Raw genomic sequence first — 16,300 nt, forward strand, 5'->3', positions numbered from 1 at the left:
CCTGCATCGCAGGCAAGCCAGCTCCCACATTGGACTTGCTGTGCTCATGAGATTGTTGGCCGACACCGATCCAGTGTGGGAGCGGGCTTGCCCGCGATTGAGCACGAAGTACTCACCCGGCTTATGCATGCGCGGCCTCCAGCACTATCCGCCCGCTTGAGCAGGCAGCAACCCCATTGCGATAGGCGAAGTACAGCTTGCTACGCTCCCGATCAAAGCGCAGGTGCAGTTCGATGTGATCGCCCGGGCGCACCAGTTGCTGGAACTTGAGCACTTCCATGCCGGCGAACCGGGTTGGCAGGTCGAGCAATTGCTGGCCCAGGTTGAACGCCCATTCCACCTGCACCACCCCTGGCAGTACCGGGGTGACCGGGAAGTGCCCGCTGAAATAGGCTAGGTCCGGTGGGATGCTCAGTTGCAAGGTCCATTCACCTTCGGTTTCGACTTGCGCCAACACCTCAGGCCCTTTCGGGCGAGGCGCCAGCAACAAGGCTTCGATATCGGCCTGGGGCAGCTTGCCCTGGCTGTTCAGCGGCAATTGGCGCAGCACACGCCAGCGGCGCGGCAAGGCCAGGGCTTCGCAATGTTGGCTCAAGTGCTGGCGCAGGGTTTGGGTGAGGGTGCGGCGCCCCTGGTTGCGCAGGGCATGCAGCCCCGCGTCGCTGAGCACCACCACGGCGCCCAGGGACGCGCGGTTTTCCTGCACCACGCCCAGGCGGGTGTCGGCCACCCATTCATGGGCGATCAGCGCTTGCTCCAACATCGGCAGGGAGATGCGTTTTTCTTCCAGCTTGACGATACGGTCCAGGCGGCCCAGCAGTTCAAACCGGCCATCGGCATGGATGCGTGCGGCGTCGGCGGTTTGTTCGATATGCCCTGCGGGCAGGTACTTTGAGGCGATGCGTAAAGCGCCCTCGGCATCCTGGCTCAGTCGCACATCTGCAAACGGCTGCCAGGGCTGCGCGCCCTGGCGCCAGGCGATGCCGCCGGTTTCCGAGCTGCCGAGGATTTCTGTCGGCCATTGCTGCAAGCGGTCATAGAGGCTGCCGGCCGCATCAATCGGCAGCGCGCCACCGGAGGAAAATACCCGTGCAACCTGGCTCAGTGCCGGCCAGTCAAGGTTGTCGCCCATGCGCTTGAGCAGCGCCGGGCTGGCAACCCAGGCAAATTGCGGGTGCTCACGGCTGGCGCGCTGCATGTCTTCGGGGAACGCCAGTTGCTTGCGCACGAAAGTGCGACCGGCGCACAGCGGCCACAACACGCGAAACAGCAAACCGTAGATGTGTTGGGTGGCGACGCTGCCGATGATGCACGCGCCTTTGAGGTCTGCGCCCCACAGCGCTTCCAAGGCCTCTACTTCATTGGCCAGCTGGCGCAGGGACTTGTCGATGCGCTTGGGCTCGCCGCTGGAGCCGGAGGTGCACAGGCTCAGTTGGCAGCTGTCCAAGTCGAGGGCGGCGGCGCTCAAGGGCGCTTGATACAGCGCGTCCAGGTCGCTGGCGTCCACCAGCCAGGCATCCACGGCAGCGGCCCAGCGTTGGCGGGTCTGGGGTTGCAGGTCGGCGGGCAGCAGCACGCTCGCACCGGCCCGCCAGGCGGCCAGCAGCGCAATCGCCAGCAGCCCGGCGTCTTCCAGGTGCACGGCCAGGCGCCGGATGCCCTGGGCCTGCAAGCCTGCGGCGAGGCTCAAGGAGCGCTCGCACAATTGCGCGTGATTCATGGCGGGCTCGGTAGTCACCCCACGATCCCGCAGTGGCTCAAGCAGCAAGTGCTCAAGTTTCAACCCTTTCATACGCGGCCTCGAACCCTTTGTCGTACCAGCCATTCCACGGCAAACAACAGCCCCATCAGCCCGTAGGCGATCAGGCCGTTGTACAACGTCCACCAGCTCAGCGGCGCCCACAGGGTGAGCGCGGCGGCGAGCAGGCCATTACAGAGAAAAAACACACTCCACACCAGGGTGACCCGGCGGGTATACACCACCGCGTGGGGCGGCAGGTGCGGGTCGGTCATGCGCGCCAGGCGCTCGACCATCGGCGGGCCGTATTTCAGGCTCAGGCCGAACAGCGCCAGCATGAACCCGCTGACCAGGCTCGGGTACCAGCGCAGCCACTGCGGGTTATCGAACCAGGCCAGCGCCAGGCAAAACACGATCACCACCACCGCCATCCAACGGCTGCCCGGGCGCTGCGCAGCGGTGAGCGCGCGCAACAGCCACAGGCTGCCCAGCAATAAGCCGAACTGCCAGGGTGCAAAGTGCTCGGTGCCGTAATACACCGCGAAGGGGTACAGCAGCCCCGCCAATAACAGGCCAAGGCCGATCAGCCGGCTCATGCGGCGGGCTGGACCAGACGGTACACCGCCTCTACCACGTCGTTCACCGTGCGTACCGCCTTGAATTCTTCGGCGGCAATTTTCTTGCCGGTCTGACGCTTGATGTGGTCGATCAGGTCCACGGCGTCGATGCTGTCGATTTCCAGGTCCTGGTACAGGTTGGCGTCCAAGGTGACGCGTTCCGGGGGCAGTTCAAACAGTTCCACCAAGGCGTCGCGCAGGGTGTTGAAAATATCGTCACGAGTTTGCATGGTACGGTCTCAAGCTGCCTGTCGGGCCGTGACGAACGCCGCAAGGCTGGCCACGTTGGTGAAGTGATTGCGGGTGTCCTTGGCGTCGGCATCAATTTTGATGCCGTAGGTTTTCTGGATCGCCAGGCCCAATTCCAGGGCATCGACCGAGTCCAGGCCCAGGCCTTCGCCAAACAGCGTCTGCTCGCTGCCAATGTCGTCGACGCTGATGTCTTCCAGGCCCAGGGCCTCGATGATCAGCGTCTTTATGTCGTGCTCAAGGCGGTGTTGGTCGCTCATCTTCGGCGAGCTCCTTAATGAAATAGTGATGCAGGTGATCGTTGAGCTTGCGTGAAGCCTGGGGCGCGGGCCCGACTGCGGCAAACGCTTGTGGCTCTATATCGGCGCCCACGCGCAAACTGAAGTGAAATCGACGGTGGGGGATGCGATACCAGGGTTCGGCCTTGGTCAGGGTGGTGGGGCTGACCTTGATCACCACTGGCGTGATGATTGTCGCACCACGCAGCGCAATGGCCGCACCGCCGCGATGAAAGGCCGGCGCCGCGCCCGGCGTGGTGCGGGTGCCTTCGGGAAAGATGATCAGCGTCTGGCCGGCGCGCAGGGCGTCGGCTGCGGCATCGAGCATGTCGGCACTGCCGTCATTGCTGATATAGCCGGCATCGCGCACCGGGCTGCGGGTGAACGGGTTCTGGAACAGGCTCTGCTTGACCACGCAGTTGGTCTGGCGCATCAGGCCGATCAGGAACACCACGTCGATCAGCGACGGGTGGTTGGCGACGATCATCTGGCCAGGGCGGCCAAGCTTTTCGGCACCCTCGACGCTGTACGTGAGAATGCCCAGGCCCTTCATCAGGCGAATGAAAAACCAGAACAGGCAACTGATGGTGTGGCGTGCGCGCCGTTGATGCTGGCTGGCGTCGCCCGGCAGGCAACTGAGCAACGGAAAGACCAGCAAACGCAGGCACAGCCCGCCGATGCCAAACAGGCAAAAGCTGAGGGCCGTGGCGAACAGGCGCCAATAATAGGCCTGCCGTGGCTTGTGGGTCAGGGCTTGCGTTGCCAGTTCCATACTCGGTTCTTCCAGGCATGTTGGCAGGCGCCCTGTTCGGTCAGCAGGGTGCGCAGCAGGTTCAGGGCGTGGGGCCACTGGGTTTGAGTGAGTTGGACAGTGCCGGTGGTGAGTTCCAGTTGCCACTCGTCGCCCGGCGTGAGCAACAGGCCGAGGGCGTAGGGGAAGGGTACATCCGTGATCCAGCTGGCATAGGCTTGGGGCGGTTGTTCTTCGGTGATCACCAGCAACACGGCGGGTGCGCCTTCGTTGAGCAACGCGGCGGCTTCGAGCAGGCCGTGTTCGAGGCCATCGCCGGCGGCGGCGAGGGCGGTCATCTCGCTGGTTTCATTACGCAGGATCGACCACAGGCCGATCACCGCGTTATGCACCGACAGGCTGAACTGAGTGGGCGACAGCGGCTGCTCGTTGGCCAGGTCGCTGAGGATGTCCAGGGTGCGCGGGGTTTCGCCGTGGCGGGAAATGAACACCAGCGGCAGGTCTTCAAGGCCCTCGGCCAGCGGCCAGCTGACGCTGAACGCCATGCGCGCCAGCCGGCTCAAGCGGCGGCGCTGCATAGCTGGCAAAAATGACACATCGGGGGACGCTTCGCTGGCAGGCAGCAACACCGGGTCCCGGCACCAGGCGTGCCAGTCGTCCGCACTCTCAAGGCCAGGAGCCCAGGCGCGCCATTGGGCGATGTTGAAGTTGATCACTGAGAAGTTATCCCGCCCCTGCGGGCTTCCATGTGCGGCCAATGGCCCCGGATTCCGGGACAGGGAGCAATGGCCGAATGGCGCGCATTATCCCGGTGCCGTGGAGTTCTAGCAAATAGTGGTGAAAATTTGTTCACTATTGATCACAAATTAAGTTGGAAGAACTTACAGATTCTTGGTCATGGCTGATCGACTGTGGAATAGGCGCACTCCTATTTGTTTGTTAGCCAGATGCGGCGCCCTGATGAACGAGGTAGCTAATGGGCGCTTTTGCGCTCTACACTCGGGCATTCATTGATACACGGAGGTTTTTCCATGCGGCGCGTGGTGTTCAATCAAAAAGGCGGTGTGGGCAAGTCCAGCATCGCCTGCAACCTGGCGGCGGTCAGCGCCAGCGAAGGTTATCGAACCCTGTTGGTGGACCTCGATGCACAGGCCAACTCCACTCAGTACCTCACCGGGCTGACGGGTGACGACATCCCCATGGGGATCGCGGATTTTTTCAAGCAAACCCTGTCTACGGGGCCGTTTTCGAAGAAGAACAGGGTGGATATCTACGAAACACCCTTCGACAACCTGCACGTGATCACCGCCACCCCGGAACTGGCCGACCTGCAGCCCAAGCTTGAGGCCAAGCACAAGATCAACAAGCTGCGAAAGCTGCTGGATGAATTGAGCGAGGATTACGACCGGATTTACCTGGATACGCCGCCAGCGCTGAATTTTTATGCGGTTTCGGCGCTGATTGCCGCTGATCGTGTGCTTATTCCATTCGATTGCGACAGCTTTTCGCGCCAGGCGTTGTATGGCCTGCTAGCAGAGATCGAAGAACTGAAGGACGACCATAACGAAGGCCTGGAAGTGGAAGGCATTGTGGTCAACCAATTTCAGGCTCGTGCGAGTTTGCCGCAGCAGATTCTCGATGAGTTGATTGCCGAAGGGCTGCCGGTACTGCCGGTGTACCTTGCAAGCTCTGTGCGTATGCGTGAGTCGCACCAGGAGAGCAAGCCGCTGATTCATCTGGACCCTCGGCATAAGCTGACGCAGCAGTTTGTGGAGCTGCATAACTTGCTGGAAAATGCCTGACCCCACAGGCAACATCGAACACTGTGGGAGCCGGGCTTGCCCGCGATGAGGGCGGCACATTGAGTCAATGTGTCGCCTGGAACACCGTTATCGCAGGCAAGCCAGCTCCCACAGTTTGGATTGCATTTCGGCAGGTGAGTTGGATTTGTCCCACAGGGTCTGTAGGAAGGGTCTGGCAATTGGGCTTGTGCCTTGTAACCTTGCCTACAGCTACGCCAGAATCCGCCGGCTTGTGCGTCTGGATGGGCGTCTCTAAGGTTTGCCGGTCGCTGAATGTTCAGTGATCGGGTTTAGTAGCCCGTGGTGAGACGTACGGCAAATCGTCGATCAGGATCTTCCTGGATTCGATGGTGGCTGTACGGAGGGCGCTTTCGAGCGCGCCGGTTGCGTCTCCCCGGTCTACTAACCTGCGTACAGCTGCCACCCTCCGTTTAGTAGCGGGCTGGTTGCGGCTCCCCAACCCGGAGACGATCCATGGCTAACCTCTATACCGTGTCACCCAACCTCCCCACCGAAACCCTCGTGCTCAACAGCTACGAAACCTTCTCCTCGGTGCACACCTTGCTGCTTAACCTGTCCAACGACCTCACCGGCGAACACCGCGACGTAGTGCTGGCCATCCACCAGTTAAGCGAACTGGGCGTCATGCTGGTCAGCCAGATGATGGACCGCGAAGCCCCGCTGACCTAACGCATGAAATGCATCTAATGTGGGAGCTGGCTTGCCTGCGATGGCATCACCTCGGTATCCCAGGCAGACCGAGTCGCCTGCATCGCAGGCAAGCCAGCTCCCACATTGACCGAGTTGATGGAGGGGGATGTTTACACCCCCTGGCTGCTCAACCAACTCATCAACTGCGGCAACGGGAATGCCCCACTCTGGCGCGCCACTTCGCGGCCGTTCTTGAACAGAATCAAACTGGGAATCGAGCGAATCCCCAACTGCGCCGACAGGTGCTGGTTAGCTTCACTGTCCAGCTTCGCCAGCCGGCACTTGCCTTCCAACTGCCCGGCGGCCTGTTCGAATACCGGCGCAAACGACTTGCACGGCCCGCACCAGTCGGCCCACACATCGACCAAAAGCGGCAGGTCGCCCTTGATCTGGCTGGCATAGTCACCCTGTTTCAAATCAAAGGGTTTGCTCAGCAACACCGACTGCTTGCAACGCCCACACTTGGGCGCGTCACCCAGGCGTTCGCCGGGGATGCGGTTGAGGCCGTTGCAATGTGGGCAGGGGATTACAAGAGGTGCGGACATCGGAGACTCCTGGGTTTGGCCAGTTGGGTATTTGGTGTCGAGACAGAGGTTTATCAAGGATATAGATACTTATCCGCTCACATTTTCGTTCTCGCCAGCGTGAGCGGTGTGGCTAGGCTTTTTGTTGTGCGCCACCGGTCTGTTTGCGGCTATAGCAAATTGCGATAGCTCGAATTCAGGTTTAACCTCCATAGCAAGATGCGATAAGGACGTTGCATGCGAGTCATCAGTGAAAGCAGGATCTGGGAAGCAAAAGGAAAATGGCCGCGCTCTGCAACGGCTCTGGATCAGTGGTATCGCGTGATCAAGCGCAACGCCCCCAAGGACTTTGCCGCAATGAAAGCCATGTTTCCCGCCACCGACAAGGTAGGTGAATTTCATGTATTTGATATTGGCGGTAACAAGCTGAGGTTGATTGCGTCGGTGCAGTATCGAATGCAGCGCGTTTACATCAAACACCTGCTTGACCACCGTAATTATGAGAAAAACAAATGGAAGGAAAAAATCAGATGAGCGCACTTATGCGAGTGGCGGCAGAGCACTGGCAGTTCGTTTCGCCTGTGCTGCGCAAGCCGGAAAACGACGCAGACTACGACGCACTGGTGTGCGGCTTGGACGAGCTATTGAGTCTGGTGGGTGAAGACGAGGACAGCCCACTGATGAGCCTGGTCGACATTCTGAGCGACTGGATCGAAGCTTATGATCGTGAGCATCGCCCAATGCCAGTCGCCAGCGGGGTCGATGTGCTGCGCTACATGATGCGTGAGCACAACCTCACCCAGAGCGACCTCCCGGGCGTTGGGGCGCAATCAGTCGTCTCAGAGATATTGAGCGGAAAGCGCCAGCTCAACGTGCGCCAGATTCGTTGGCTGGCCGAGCGTTTCGGGGTGTCGGTGGAGACCTTTATCTAAGGGGTCACGACGAACAACTAATCTCCAAATGCTTGCCCCAATCCGGCGGCCGCTGCGCGTACTGCTCCATCCCCGCCTGTTCCTCAAACGGTTTGGACAGCACCTCGTGCAGCCGCCGAATTTCGCTGTAGTCCCCAGCCTCGGCGGCAGCAATGGCGTTTTGGGCCAGATAGTTGCGCAGGATGTACAGCGGGTTCACCGCATGCATCCGCTCACGGCGCTGTTCCTGGGTGTAATCCCCATCCCGTGCAACACGGGCCTTGTACCGCTCGGCCCAGGCATCAAACCCGGCCATGTCGACAAAGTCATCACGCAACCGCGCCACGGCTAACGTCGCCGATTCGTCGCCCAGGCGGCGGAAAAACAGCGTGTAGTCCACACCGCTGTTTTGCATCAGCTTGAGCAAACCCTCCACCAGCGTCTGGTCGTCTTCTTCGGCGGTGGTTAGCCCCAGCCGGCGGCGCATCAGGTCCAGGTAGTGCGCTTGATACAGCGGCAGGTACAGGCCGAGGGCTTCTTTCAGTGCGTCAACGCTGATGAACGGCGTGAGCGCCTGGGCCAAGGCGCTGAGGTTCCACTGCCCGATCGGCACCTGGTTGCTGAAGGAGTAGCGGCCTTCATGGTCGGAATGGTTGCAGATGAAGTGCGCGTCAAAATCATCGAGAAACGCGAAGGGCCCGAAGTCGAAGGTAATGCCCAGGATCGACATGTTGTCGGTGTTCATCACGCCGTGGCAAAAACCATAAGCCTGCCATTTGGCGATCATTTCGGCGTTGCGCTCGACGATTTCACGGAACATCGCCAGGTAAGGTTCGGGCTGCTCGCGGCACTCGGGGTAATGCAGGTTCAGCACGTGTTCGGCCAGTTCGGCCTGCTGCTCGGGTTTCTTGGTGTAGTAGAAGTATTCGAAGTGCCCGAAGCGGATGTGGCTGTGGGCCAGGCGCAAAACCATTGCGCCGCGTTCCTGTTTCTCGCGCCATACCGGCGTGCTGGAGCCGATCACGCACAGGGCGCGGCTGGTGGGGATGCCCAGCGCATGCAGGGCTTCGGAGGCGAGGAATTCACGAATCGAAGAGCGCAACACCGCCCGTCCGTCGCCCATGCGCGAGTAAGGCGTCATCCCGGCACCCTTGAGGTGTAAATCCCAATGCTCGCCGGCCTCGTTATAGACCTCGCCCAGCAGCAACCCGCGGCCATCGCCCAGTTGCGGCGTGTAGCCGCCGAACTGATGCCCGGAATACACCATCGCACGCGGCTCTGCCTCGGCCCACAGCTTGTGGCCGCCGAACAGCTCGGCAAACACCGGCGTTTGGGCCACGGCCGGGTCGAGGTCAAGCAGGGCCATGGCCGCCTTGCTCGCGACGACCAGGCGCGGCTCGTCGAGGGGCTCGGGCAATACGTGGGTCGAGAATGCGTCGCCCAGGCGTGCGAAGCGGTTGTCGAAGGTCAGTTCGTCGAGGGCTTTCACCGGCCATCTCCAGCAGAATGTCCGAGCATTCTGCTGGGGATAGGGCATTTAGTCGAGTTTGCTGGGTGGCGGCTCCGGCGCATCCGCCACTTTGCCTGCCGGAGGCTCCGGGGCGTCGGGCTTGTCGAGCGGCTCGGCAATGGTCTTGCGCTCGTCTTCGGCCGGCACCAATTTGTATTCCTGGCCGTGAAGGTTCTTCAGGTAGATCTCCATCTGCCGGAACGAGATGTTGATGTGCTGTTTCTTGAACTCACGATTGATGTAGCGGTTGACCTCGTCCAGCACCGGGTTACGGTCGCCCAGATCGCGAACATGCATGCGCAGTTCGTGGTCGAGGGTGCTTTCGCCGAAGTTGAGGAAGTACACGTGGGGTTCCGGCTCTTTGAGTACCCGTGGGTTTTCTCGCGCCGCCTTGAGTAGCAATTCCTTCACCAGGTCCAGGTCGGAGCCGTAGTCCACGCCCAGTTTCAGGGTGACGCGGGTGATGGTGTCGGTCAGCGACCAGTTGATCAGTTGCCCGGTGATGAAGGTTTTGTTGGGGACGATGATGTCCTTGTTGTCGAAGTCGGTGATGGTGGTGGCGCGAATGCGGATCTTGCTCACCGTACCCGACAGGTTGCCGATGGTGATGGTGTCGCCAATGCGCACCGGGCGTTCGAACAAAATCATGATGCCGGAGATGAAGTTGGCGAAGATCTCCTGCATGCCGAAACCCAGGCCCACCGACAGCGCGGCAACCAGCCATTGCAGCTTGTCCCAGCTCACGCCGAGGGTGGAGAGCGTGGTGACAAAGCCCACGCCGGCAATGATGTAGGACAGCAACGTAGTGGTGGCGTAGGCGCTGCCTTGGGCCAGGTCGAGCTTGGACAGCACCAGGACTTCGAGCAGGCCGGGCAAGTTGCGCGCCAGGGCGAAGGTGATGCCGATGATGATCGACGCGCCCAGCAGGTCGCCGATGCTGATGGGCACCATGCTGATATTCGTACCCGTGCCGCTGGTGTATTCGTACAGGGTGACGTTGTCCAGGTAGGAAAATACCGAGATCAGGTCCGACCACACCCAGTACAGCGCCGCGATAAAGCCGCCGAGCAGGGCCAGGCGGATCAGGCGCATGGACTGTTCGTTGACCTGCTCGATGTCCAGGGTCGGCTCTTCGATCACCGCTTCGCCGTCACCGGCCTCCTTGGCAGCCTGGCGTTTGGCCAGGGCGCGGGCGTAGGCCAGGCGCCGTGCGGCAACACCCAGGCCGCGTACAAAGGTGGCTTCGATCACCAGCCAGAACATCAGTAGGTACAGGGTGTTGATCAGCCGGTCGCTGAGTTTCAGCGCGGTGTAGTAATAGCCAAAGCACACGGCAATAAACAGCGCGATGGGCAAGGCGGTGAACACCACCCCGATAGCTTTGCGAAACAGCGAGGCCTTTTCGTGGGTTGGGCTGTTGAGCAGCAGGCGGCCCAGCAGCCAGGCCATCAGCCCGTAGCAGGTCAGTACCACGGCGATGCCCAGCACGTCGTCAGCCAGCGCGGCCGGTTGATGTTCGGCAATCGCGACCACGGCCACCAGCGCCAGTACCACCAGCCCGAGCTTGCGTATCCAGCCTTGCAGGAATTCGACCTGCGGCCTCTCCCAGCGAAAGTGCAGCTCCGCCACGCCGCCCGGCGCGAGGATGCGGTAGGCGGTGTAGAACACCAGCCAGGCCTGGGCGATCTGCAACAAGGCCGCGCCCAGGTTGGCGTTCTGCCCGCGGGCGTCGATCTGCAACGCATAGCCGCACAGCGCCAGGCCCAGGGCCACGGGCATCGCCAGCAGGATGTTGATCAGGATGGCCTGCGGCGTATGCCACTGGCTGTCGCGCTTGAAGTGGCCGATGTCCTGGTGAACCTTTTTCAGGCGCACATACAGCGCATTGCGCCGCCACAGCAGCGCGCCGATCAGCAACAGCAACGGCAGGAACAGCAGCGGGCGTTGGGTCAGGCCGTCATACAGCTCGCTGACGCTGGACGCCCAGGGCAGGGTAGTGACCTGTTTGCTCAAGTGCGCCGGTACGGTTTCCAGCCATTCGGTGTCCAGCGGCTTGTTGCTGGGGATCCAGAACATTTGCTCGTCGAGCGTGGCGCGCAGGGTGCTGGCGGTGCTGAGCAGTTGTTTCTGGTTCAGTTGCAGGGTGATGGATTCGTTGAGCAGTGCGCTCAGTTCGCGGCTCAGGCGTTCCAGCAGGTCGCTGCGGGTGATCGCCACTTCCAGCAGGGTGCGGCGCAGTTGCGGGGTGACTTCATCTGGCGGCTGGTTGGCCAGCAGGTTGTCCACATAGGCGCTGGGAGAGGTGATCAGCTCACGCTGTTGGTTGACCTCGAACTGGTACAGGCGAATGTTGGCGATGTCGTCGGCCAGGTCTTTGTCCACGGTCAGACGCGGCAGGGCCTGCTTTTGTTTATAGAGAATCTTGGACAGCAGCAGGCTGCCCTTGAGCACGTTGATTTGCTCGTCCAGGGCCGAATCGCTTTGGGTCACGGTGTCCAGTTGCTGCTTGGTCTGCAGGTTTTTCTGGGTCAGGTCGTTGAGGCGGTCGGTGCTTTTGAGCAGGTAGTCGGACAGCTTGAGATTGTCTGCGCTTTCCTTGGCCAGGATGCTACTGCCGCCGGCTTTCTGCGCTTCGATGGACTGTTGGGTCACCGTCTGCTGGGACTGGGCCAGGCGTTTCTGGTTGATCAGGGTTTGCAGGTCCTGGATTTCTTGCTCCAGGCGTGCGGTTTTTTCCTGGATCAGGTCGTGCTGGCTGTTGCCCAGGTCTTGCAGCTGGCTGTTGCCGGCCAATTCCTGGCGGCGCAGGGGAATCAAGGCATTCAGGGCCGCCAGTTCGGCGTTGAGCTGGTTGCGCTGGTCGCTGCTGAGGGGCTTGCCGTTGTCTTTGCCGAGCTTGAGCGTCGCGTTGATTTGCTGGATGCGCGTCTGGCTGCTGCTGATTTCGGTCTGGGCGCGCTCGGGGCGGGTCTGGGCGGCGATGGTCAGGCTGTTGGCGTCGGCCAGCTCTTTTTGCAGGTCGCCTTGCTGGGTGCTGCGTTGCACCAATAACTGCTCAAGCTGCGGCACCGGCAGGCTGGCGTAGCGTTGGGCCACTGGGATAATTTTGGTGGCCTTGAGGCGCGCCAGCTCACGCTGGTTCTCATTGGTCTGGCGCGGGGCCTCTTCCAGTTGGCGCTTGAGGTCGGCCAGGCGCTGCTCGTAGTCCTGCTGATTGCCCAGGTAGGTCAGGGTCTGTTGCAGGGTCGCCTGCAGCGCCTTCATGTCGGCGTCAGGCAGCTTGCGGTCGGGCAGTTTATCCAGGCTTTGCTGGACGGCTTCGGCGCTGGGCGGGTCGGCGGCGTATACGCTGCCAACACAAAGGGTCAGGCCCAGCAGGGCAGTGGCGAGAAAAGTACGCAGGGTTGGCATAGAGACCGGTCTTGCAAAGTGAAGAATCGGGGCGTCGTTGTCCCGCAGTTTAGAGGAAGAGTCCGGGGCCCGGGCGACTTCCTTCGGGGAATCTGACGCCGACTTTGCCAATCTTGTTCCCGTCCATGACCGCGACGGTCCAGATGGTGTTGTTCCACTCCACCTGGTCGCCGACTACCGGTGCACCGCCCACCTTCTGGGTGATGAAACGGCTCAGCGGCATGTCCGGGTCGATACCCTCAAGCTTGAGCCCGTACAAGGCGGAAACCGCGCCCAGCTGGGCGTCGCCTTCGAGGACGAAGTCGCCGAAGAAGCGCAAATCGAGGCCCCGTTGCGGTGCCTGGCTGAACAGTTTGCCCAGAGCCGGCAGGTTGTGTTCGTGGCCGATCACACAGAGCAAATCGTCGACTTCCAGCACCGTACTACCCGACGGATGGAGCAGTTGCTGGCCACGAAACAGCGCGGCGATGCGCGTGCCTTCGGGCATTTTCAGCTCGCGCAGGGCCGCGCCGATGCACCATTTTTCCGCGCCCAGGCGGTAGACGAAGAGCTCCCACTCGCTGGTGACGTGCACTTCGAGGGCCGCCCGGGAGATCGGCGCCGGGTCTGGCGGTACGGTGACTTTGAGCAGCTTGGCCACCCACGGCAGGCTGGTGCCCTGCACCAACAACGAGACCAGCACGATAAAGAACGCCAGGTTGAAGTACAGCTGCGCATGGGGCAGGCCGGCCATCAGCGGGAACACCGCGAGGATGATCGGTACCGCGCCGCGCAGGCCGACCCAGGCGATGAAGGCCTTTTCGCGCCCGTGGAACGCCTTGAATGGCAGCAGGCCAACCATCACCGACAGTGGCCGGGCAAACAGGATCATCCACAGCGCCAGGCCCAGGGCGGGCACGGCGATGGGCAGCAGGTCATGGGGCGTGACCAGCAGGCCCAGCACCAAGAACATACCGATCTGCGCCAGCCAGGCCATGCCGTCGAGCATATGCAAAATGCCATGGCGGCTGCGCACCGGGCGGTTGCCGATCACCAGCCCGCAAAGGTACACGGCGAGGAAGCCGCTGCCGTGCAGGGCGTTGGTCAGGGCGAATACGAACAGGCCACCGGCGATCACCAGGATCGGGTACAGGCCGTTGGCCAGGTTGATGCGGTTGACCAGTTGCAGCATCAGCCAGCCACCGCCCAGGCCTACCAGGCCGCCGATGCCGAATTCGCGGATCAGGTGGGTGAGCAGGCTCCAGTGCAGGCCGGTCTGGCCGCTGGCGAGCATGTCGATCAGGGTGACGGTGAGGAACACCGCCATCGGGTCGTTGCTGCCGGATTCGATTTCCAGGCTGGCGCTGACCCGCTCGTTGAGGCCCTTGCCGCCCAGCAGCGAGAACACCGCCGCGGCGTCCGTGGAGCCGACGATGGCGCCGATCAGCAAGCCTTGAATGATATTGAGGTTAAACAGCCAGGCCGCGGCCATGCCCGTGAGGCCGGTGGTAATCAACACCCCCACCGTGGCCAGGGACAACGCCGGCCACAGCGCCACGCGGAAACTCGCCACCCGGGTGCGCAAACCGCCGTCGAGCAGGATCACGGCGAGGGCGAGGTTGCCCACCAGGTAGGCGGTGGGGTAGTTATCGAAAATGATGCCACCGCCATCGACCCCGGCGGTCATGCCCACGGCCAGGATAATCACCAGGATGGGGATGCCCAGGCGTGAAGAAAGCGAACTCACCAGAATGCTCGCAGTCACCAGCAACGCGCCGATCAAGAACAGGCTGTTGATGGTCGTCGCATTCAAAGGCAGTACTCCAGTGCAGGGGAAGACAGGGCGCAAACTGACCATGCAGTCTGCGTGCCAGGGATTCTAACCTGTTGAATTGCTGCGCTGTCAAAAAGCTTTTTCTGATTCGCGCACAAGTAAATGTGGCAGAGGGCTTGCCTCTGTAGGAGCGAGCTTGCTCGCGAAAAACTCCCAGGCGCCACGTTCATTCAGCAAGCGCGCGTTATCGTTGGCGTTTTTCGCGAGCAAGCTCGCTCCTACAAGGGTGGGGCGGATTTTAGGGCTAGAGGCGGAAGCGGCCGACCATCCCATTCAAATCCACCGCTAACCGCGACAACTCACCGCTCGCCGCGCTGGTCTGGCTGGCACCGGTGGCCGATTGCACCGACAGGTCACGGATGTTCACCAGGTTGCGGTCCACTTCCCGCGCCACCTGGGCCTGTTCTTCCGCCGCGCTGGCGATCACCAGGTTGCGCTCGTTGATCTCCACAATCGCCGTGTTGATGGTGTCCAGCGACAGGCCCGCGCCGCGGGCGATATTCAGTGTCGATTCGGCGCGCTCGGTGCTGTTGCGCATCGAGTCCACCGCGTGTTCGGTGCCTGTCTGGATGCTGCCGATCATGCGCTCGATTTCGCTGGTGGACTGCTGGGTGCGATGGGCCAACGCGCGCACTTCATCGGCCACCACGGCGAAACCACGTCCGGCTTCCCCGGCTCGGGCTGCTTCGATCGCCGCGTTCAGGGCCAGCAGGTTGGTCTGGTCGGCCAGGCCACGGATCACGTCCAGCACTTTGCCGATATCCCGCGACTCATTGGCCAGGTCGCCAATCAGGGACGCGGTGGCCTGCACGTCGGTACTCATGCGTTCGATGGCGCTGACGGTTTCCTGCACCAGGTCACGGCCGTCGCCGGCAGAGGTGGTGGCGTTGCGCGAGGCTTCGGAGGTGCTCACCGCATTGCGTGCGACTTCTTCCACCGCGCTGGTCATCTCGTTGACGGCCGTGGCGGCCTGTTCGATTTCGTTGTTTTGCTGGGTCAGGCCACGGGCGCTTTCGTCGGTGACGGCGTTCAGCTCTTCGGCGGCGGATGCCAACTGGGTGGCGGAGCCGGCGATGCGTTGCAGGGTGTCGCGCAGTTTGTGCTGCATCTTGGCCATGGCCGCCAGCAGGCGCCCGGCCTCATCGTTGCCGTCCACGGTGATCGGGCGCGTCAGGTTGCCTTCGGCCACTTCTTCGGCGGCTTCCAGCGCCTGGGCGATGGGCAGGGTGATGCTGCGGGTCAGCAACCAGGCGAACAGCAAGGTCAGCGCCGTGGCAACCACCAGCAGGCCTACCACCAGGTCAAAGGCCATGTCGTATTGGTCTTTGGCGCGCTGGTTGGTGGCGTTGGCGTCGTTGTTATTGATGTCCAGCAAGCGGGTCAATACGGCGTTGACCTGCTCGGAGTTGTCCAGCAACTCGGTGTTGAGCAGGGTGCGCAGCTCGTTGACCTGATTGGCGCGAGACAGGCTCTTCATGCGCTCTTCAATCTGACGGTACTGGCCCAACAGGCGCACGTACTCGTTGTAGGCGTTGCGCTCTTCGGTGCTGGAGATCAGTTTTTCATAGACGCCCTGGGCTGTACGAATCTGCTGATTGCGCAGTTCAAAGGCTTCGAGGGTCTTTTGCTGTACGTCCGGCTCGCGGTTGGTCAGCAAGCGGTACGACAGCACGCGCAGGCGCAGGGTCAGTTGGGTGAATTCATCCAGGGCGCGAATGCTGGGCACGCTGGCCGAGGTGATGTCTTCGGTGGCTGCACGAATTTTGCTCATTTGGTTCAGGGCGAACACACCGAGCAACAACATCAAGGCGCCAATAAACGCGAAGCCGAGGAAGGCCCTCGGGGCGATATTCATATTACGAAGAGACATGCTGGAGTCCTGGGGGAGGCGCTATCCATGCGGCCATGAGACGAGGTGTGCCCGCCTTATCGGCCCTGCGACTAAAGTCTTAAGGGGGCGCGCGCTTTTGTCGCATCGGACCAGG

At 61.7% G+C, this 16,300-nt stretch carries 15 protein-coding genes; 4 read left to right on the forward strand and 11 right to left on the reverse strand.

The window, feature by feature from the left end; translation table 11 throughout:
* Nucleotides 1-121 precede the first annotated feature (121 nt).
* Genes QK296_RS04300 through QK296_RS04325 form a run of 6 tightly spaced genes read right to left on the reverse strand, consistent with a single transcriptional unit; the run spans nucleotide 122 to nucleotide 4,349 of the window.
* Nucleotides 122-1,792 carry an AMP-binding protein gene (locus tag QK296_RS04300; protein ID WP_282390634.1) on the reverse strand — a complete coding sequence of 557 codons (1,671 nt, stop codon included), beginning with the start codon at nucleotides 1,790-1,792 and terminating at the stop codon, nucleotides 122-124.
* Nucleotides 1,789-2,334: a membrane protein gene (locus QK296_RS04305; protein ID WP_003187947.1), complete on the reverse strand. Its 546-nt coding sequence runs from the start codon at nucleotides 2,332-2,334 to the stop codon at nucleotides 1,789-1,791. The genes QK296_RS04300 and QK296_RS04305 overlap by 4 nt, the downstream gene beginning before the upstream one ends.
* Entirely contained in the window at nucleotides 2,331-2,585 is a 255-nt protein-coding gene (locus tag QK296_RS04310; RefSeq protein ID WP_003187949.1) for an acyl carrier protein, read from the reverse strand. The genes QK296_RS04305 and QK296_RS04310 overlap by 4 nt, the downstream gene beginning before the upstream one ends.
* 9 nt (nucleotides 2,586-2,594) lie before the next feature.
* Entirely contained in the window at nucleotides 2,595-2,864 is a 270-nt protein-coding gene (locus QK296_RS04315; protein WP_282390635.1) for a phosphopantetheine-binding protein, read from the reverse strand.
* Complete coding sequence (locus QK296_RS04320; RefSeq protein WP_003187953.1) at nucleotides 2,842-3,654, reverse strand: lysophospholipid acyltransferase family protein; 813 nt, start codon at nucleotides 3,652-3,654, stop codon at nucleotides 2,842-2,844. The genes QK296_RS04315 and QK296_RS04320 overlap by 23 nt, the downstream gene beginning before the upstream one ends.
* On the reverse strand, nucleotides 3,630-4,349 hold the full coding sequence (locus tag QK296_RS04325) for a beta-ketoacyl synthase chain length factor (protein ID WP_282390636.1): 720 nt from the start codon (nucleotides 4,347-4,349) through the stop codon (nucleotides 3,630-3,632). Before QK296_RS04325 ends, QK296_RS04320 begins: the two co-directional genes overlap by 25 nt.
* A gap of 315 nt (nucleotides 4,350-4,664) precedes the next feature.
* Between QK296_RS04325 and QK296_RS04330 the strand changes: the two genes are divergently transcribed.
* Together QK296_RS04330 and QK296_RS04335 are read left to right on the forward strand one after the other, a co-directional pair.
* Nucleotides 4,665-5,435, forward strand: a complete 771-nt coding sequence (locus QK296_RS04330; RefSeq protein ID WP_003187956.1) for a ParA family protein — start codon at nucleotides 4,665-4,667, stop codon at nucleotides 5,433-5,435.
* Between the two features lie 474 nt (nucleotides 5,436-5,909).
* On the forward strand, nucleotides 5,910-6,125 hold the full coding sequence (locus QK296_RS04335; RefSeq protein ID WP_003187957.1) for a DUF6124 family protein: 216 nt from the start codon (nucleotides 5,910-5,912) through the stop codon (nucleotides 6,123-6,125).
* Nucleotides 6,126-6,256: 131 nt separating this feature from the next.
* Here QK296_RS04335 and trxC read toward each other — a convergent pair whose 3' ends face one another.
* The gene (trxC, locus tag QK296_RS04340) at nucleotides 6,257-6,691 is read right to left on the reverse strand and encodes a thioredoxin TrxC (protein WP_003187959.1); all 435 of its coding nucleotides are present in this window, start codon (nucleotides 6,689-6,691) and stop codon (nucleotides 6,257-6,259) included.
* Nucleotides 6,692-6,907: 216 nt separating this feature from the next.
* Between trxC and QK296_RS04345 the strand changes: the two genes are divergently transcribed.
* Together QK296_RS04345 and QK296_RS04350 are read left to right on the forward strand one after the other, a co-directional pair.
* Nucleotides 6,908-7,204 carry a type II toxin-antitoxin system HigB family toxin gene (locus QK296_RS04345; protein ID WP_137204959.1) on the forward strand — a complete coding sequence of 99 codons (297 nt, stop codon included), beginning with the start codon at nucleotides 6,908-6,910 and terminating at the stop codon, nucleotides 7,202-7,204.
* Nucleotides 7,201-7,602, forward strand: a complete 402-nt coding sequence (locus QK296_RS04350) for a transcriptional regulator (RefSeq protein ID WP_003187963.1) — start codon at nucleotides 7,201-7,203, stop codon at nucleotides 7,600-7,602. The genes QK296_RS04345 and QK296_RS04350 overlap by 4 nt, the downstream gene beginning before the upstream one ends.
* Nucleotides 7,603-7,606: 4 nt before the next feature.
* On the opposite strand, the gene selO is transcribed toward QK296_RS04350, so the two are convergent.
* The 4 genes from selO to QK296_RS04370 all read right to left on the reverse strand — a co-directional run bounded on the left by selO (nucleotide 7,607) and on the right by QK296_RS04370 (nucleotide 16,185).
* On the reverse strand, nucleotides 7,607-9,070 hold the full coding sequence (gene selO / locus QK296_RS04355; RefSeq protein WP_003187965.1) for a protein adenylyltransferase SelO: 1,464 nt from the start codon (nucleotides 9,068-9,070) through the stop codon (nucleotides 7,607-7,609).
* Between the two features lie 48 nt (nucleotides 9,071-9,118).
* The gene (gene mscK / locus QK296_RS04360; protein ID WP_003187966.1) at nucleotides 9,119-12,502 is read right to left on the reverse strand and encodes a mechanosensitive channel MscK; all 3,384 of its coding nucleotides are present in this window, start codon (nucleotides 12,500-12,502) and stop codon (nucleotides 9,119-9,121) included.
* A gap of 49 nt (nucleotides 12,503-12,551) precedes the next feature.
* Nucleotides 12,552-14,294 (reverse strand): potassium/proton antiporter, encoded by a 1,743-nt coding sequence (locus QK296_RS04365; RefSeq protein WP_282390637.1) that lies wholly within the window; start codon nucleotides 14,292-14,294, stop codon nucleotides 12,552-12,554.
* A gap of 265 nt (nucleotides 14,295-14,559) precedes the next feature.
* On the reverse strand, nucleotides 14,560-16,185 hold the full coding sequence (locus QK296_RS04370) for a methyl-accepting chemotaxis protein (RefSeq protein WP_169856562.1): 1,626 nt from the start codon (nucleotides 16,183-16,185) through the stop codon (nucleotides 14,560-14,562).
* Nucleotides 16,186-16,300: the final 115 nt, after the last annotated feature.

The organism is Pseudomonas sp. AL10, from assembly GCF_029960685.1.
GTDB classification, from domain to species: Bacteria; Pseudomonadota; Gammaproteobacteria; order Pseudomonadales; family Pseudomonadaceae; genus Aquipseudomonas; species Aquipseudomonas lactis.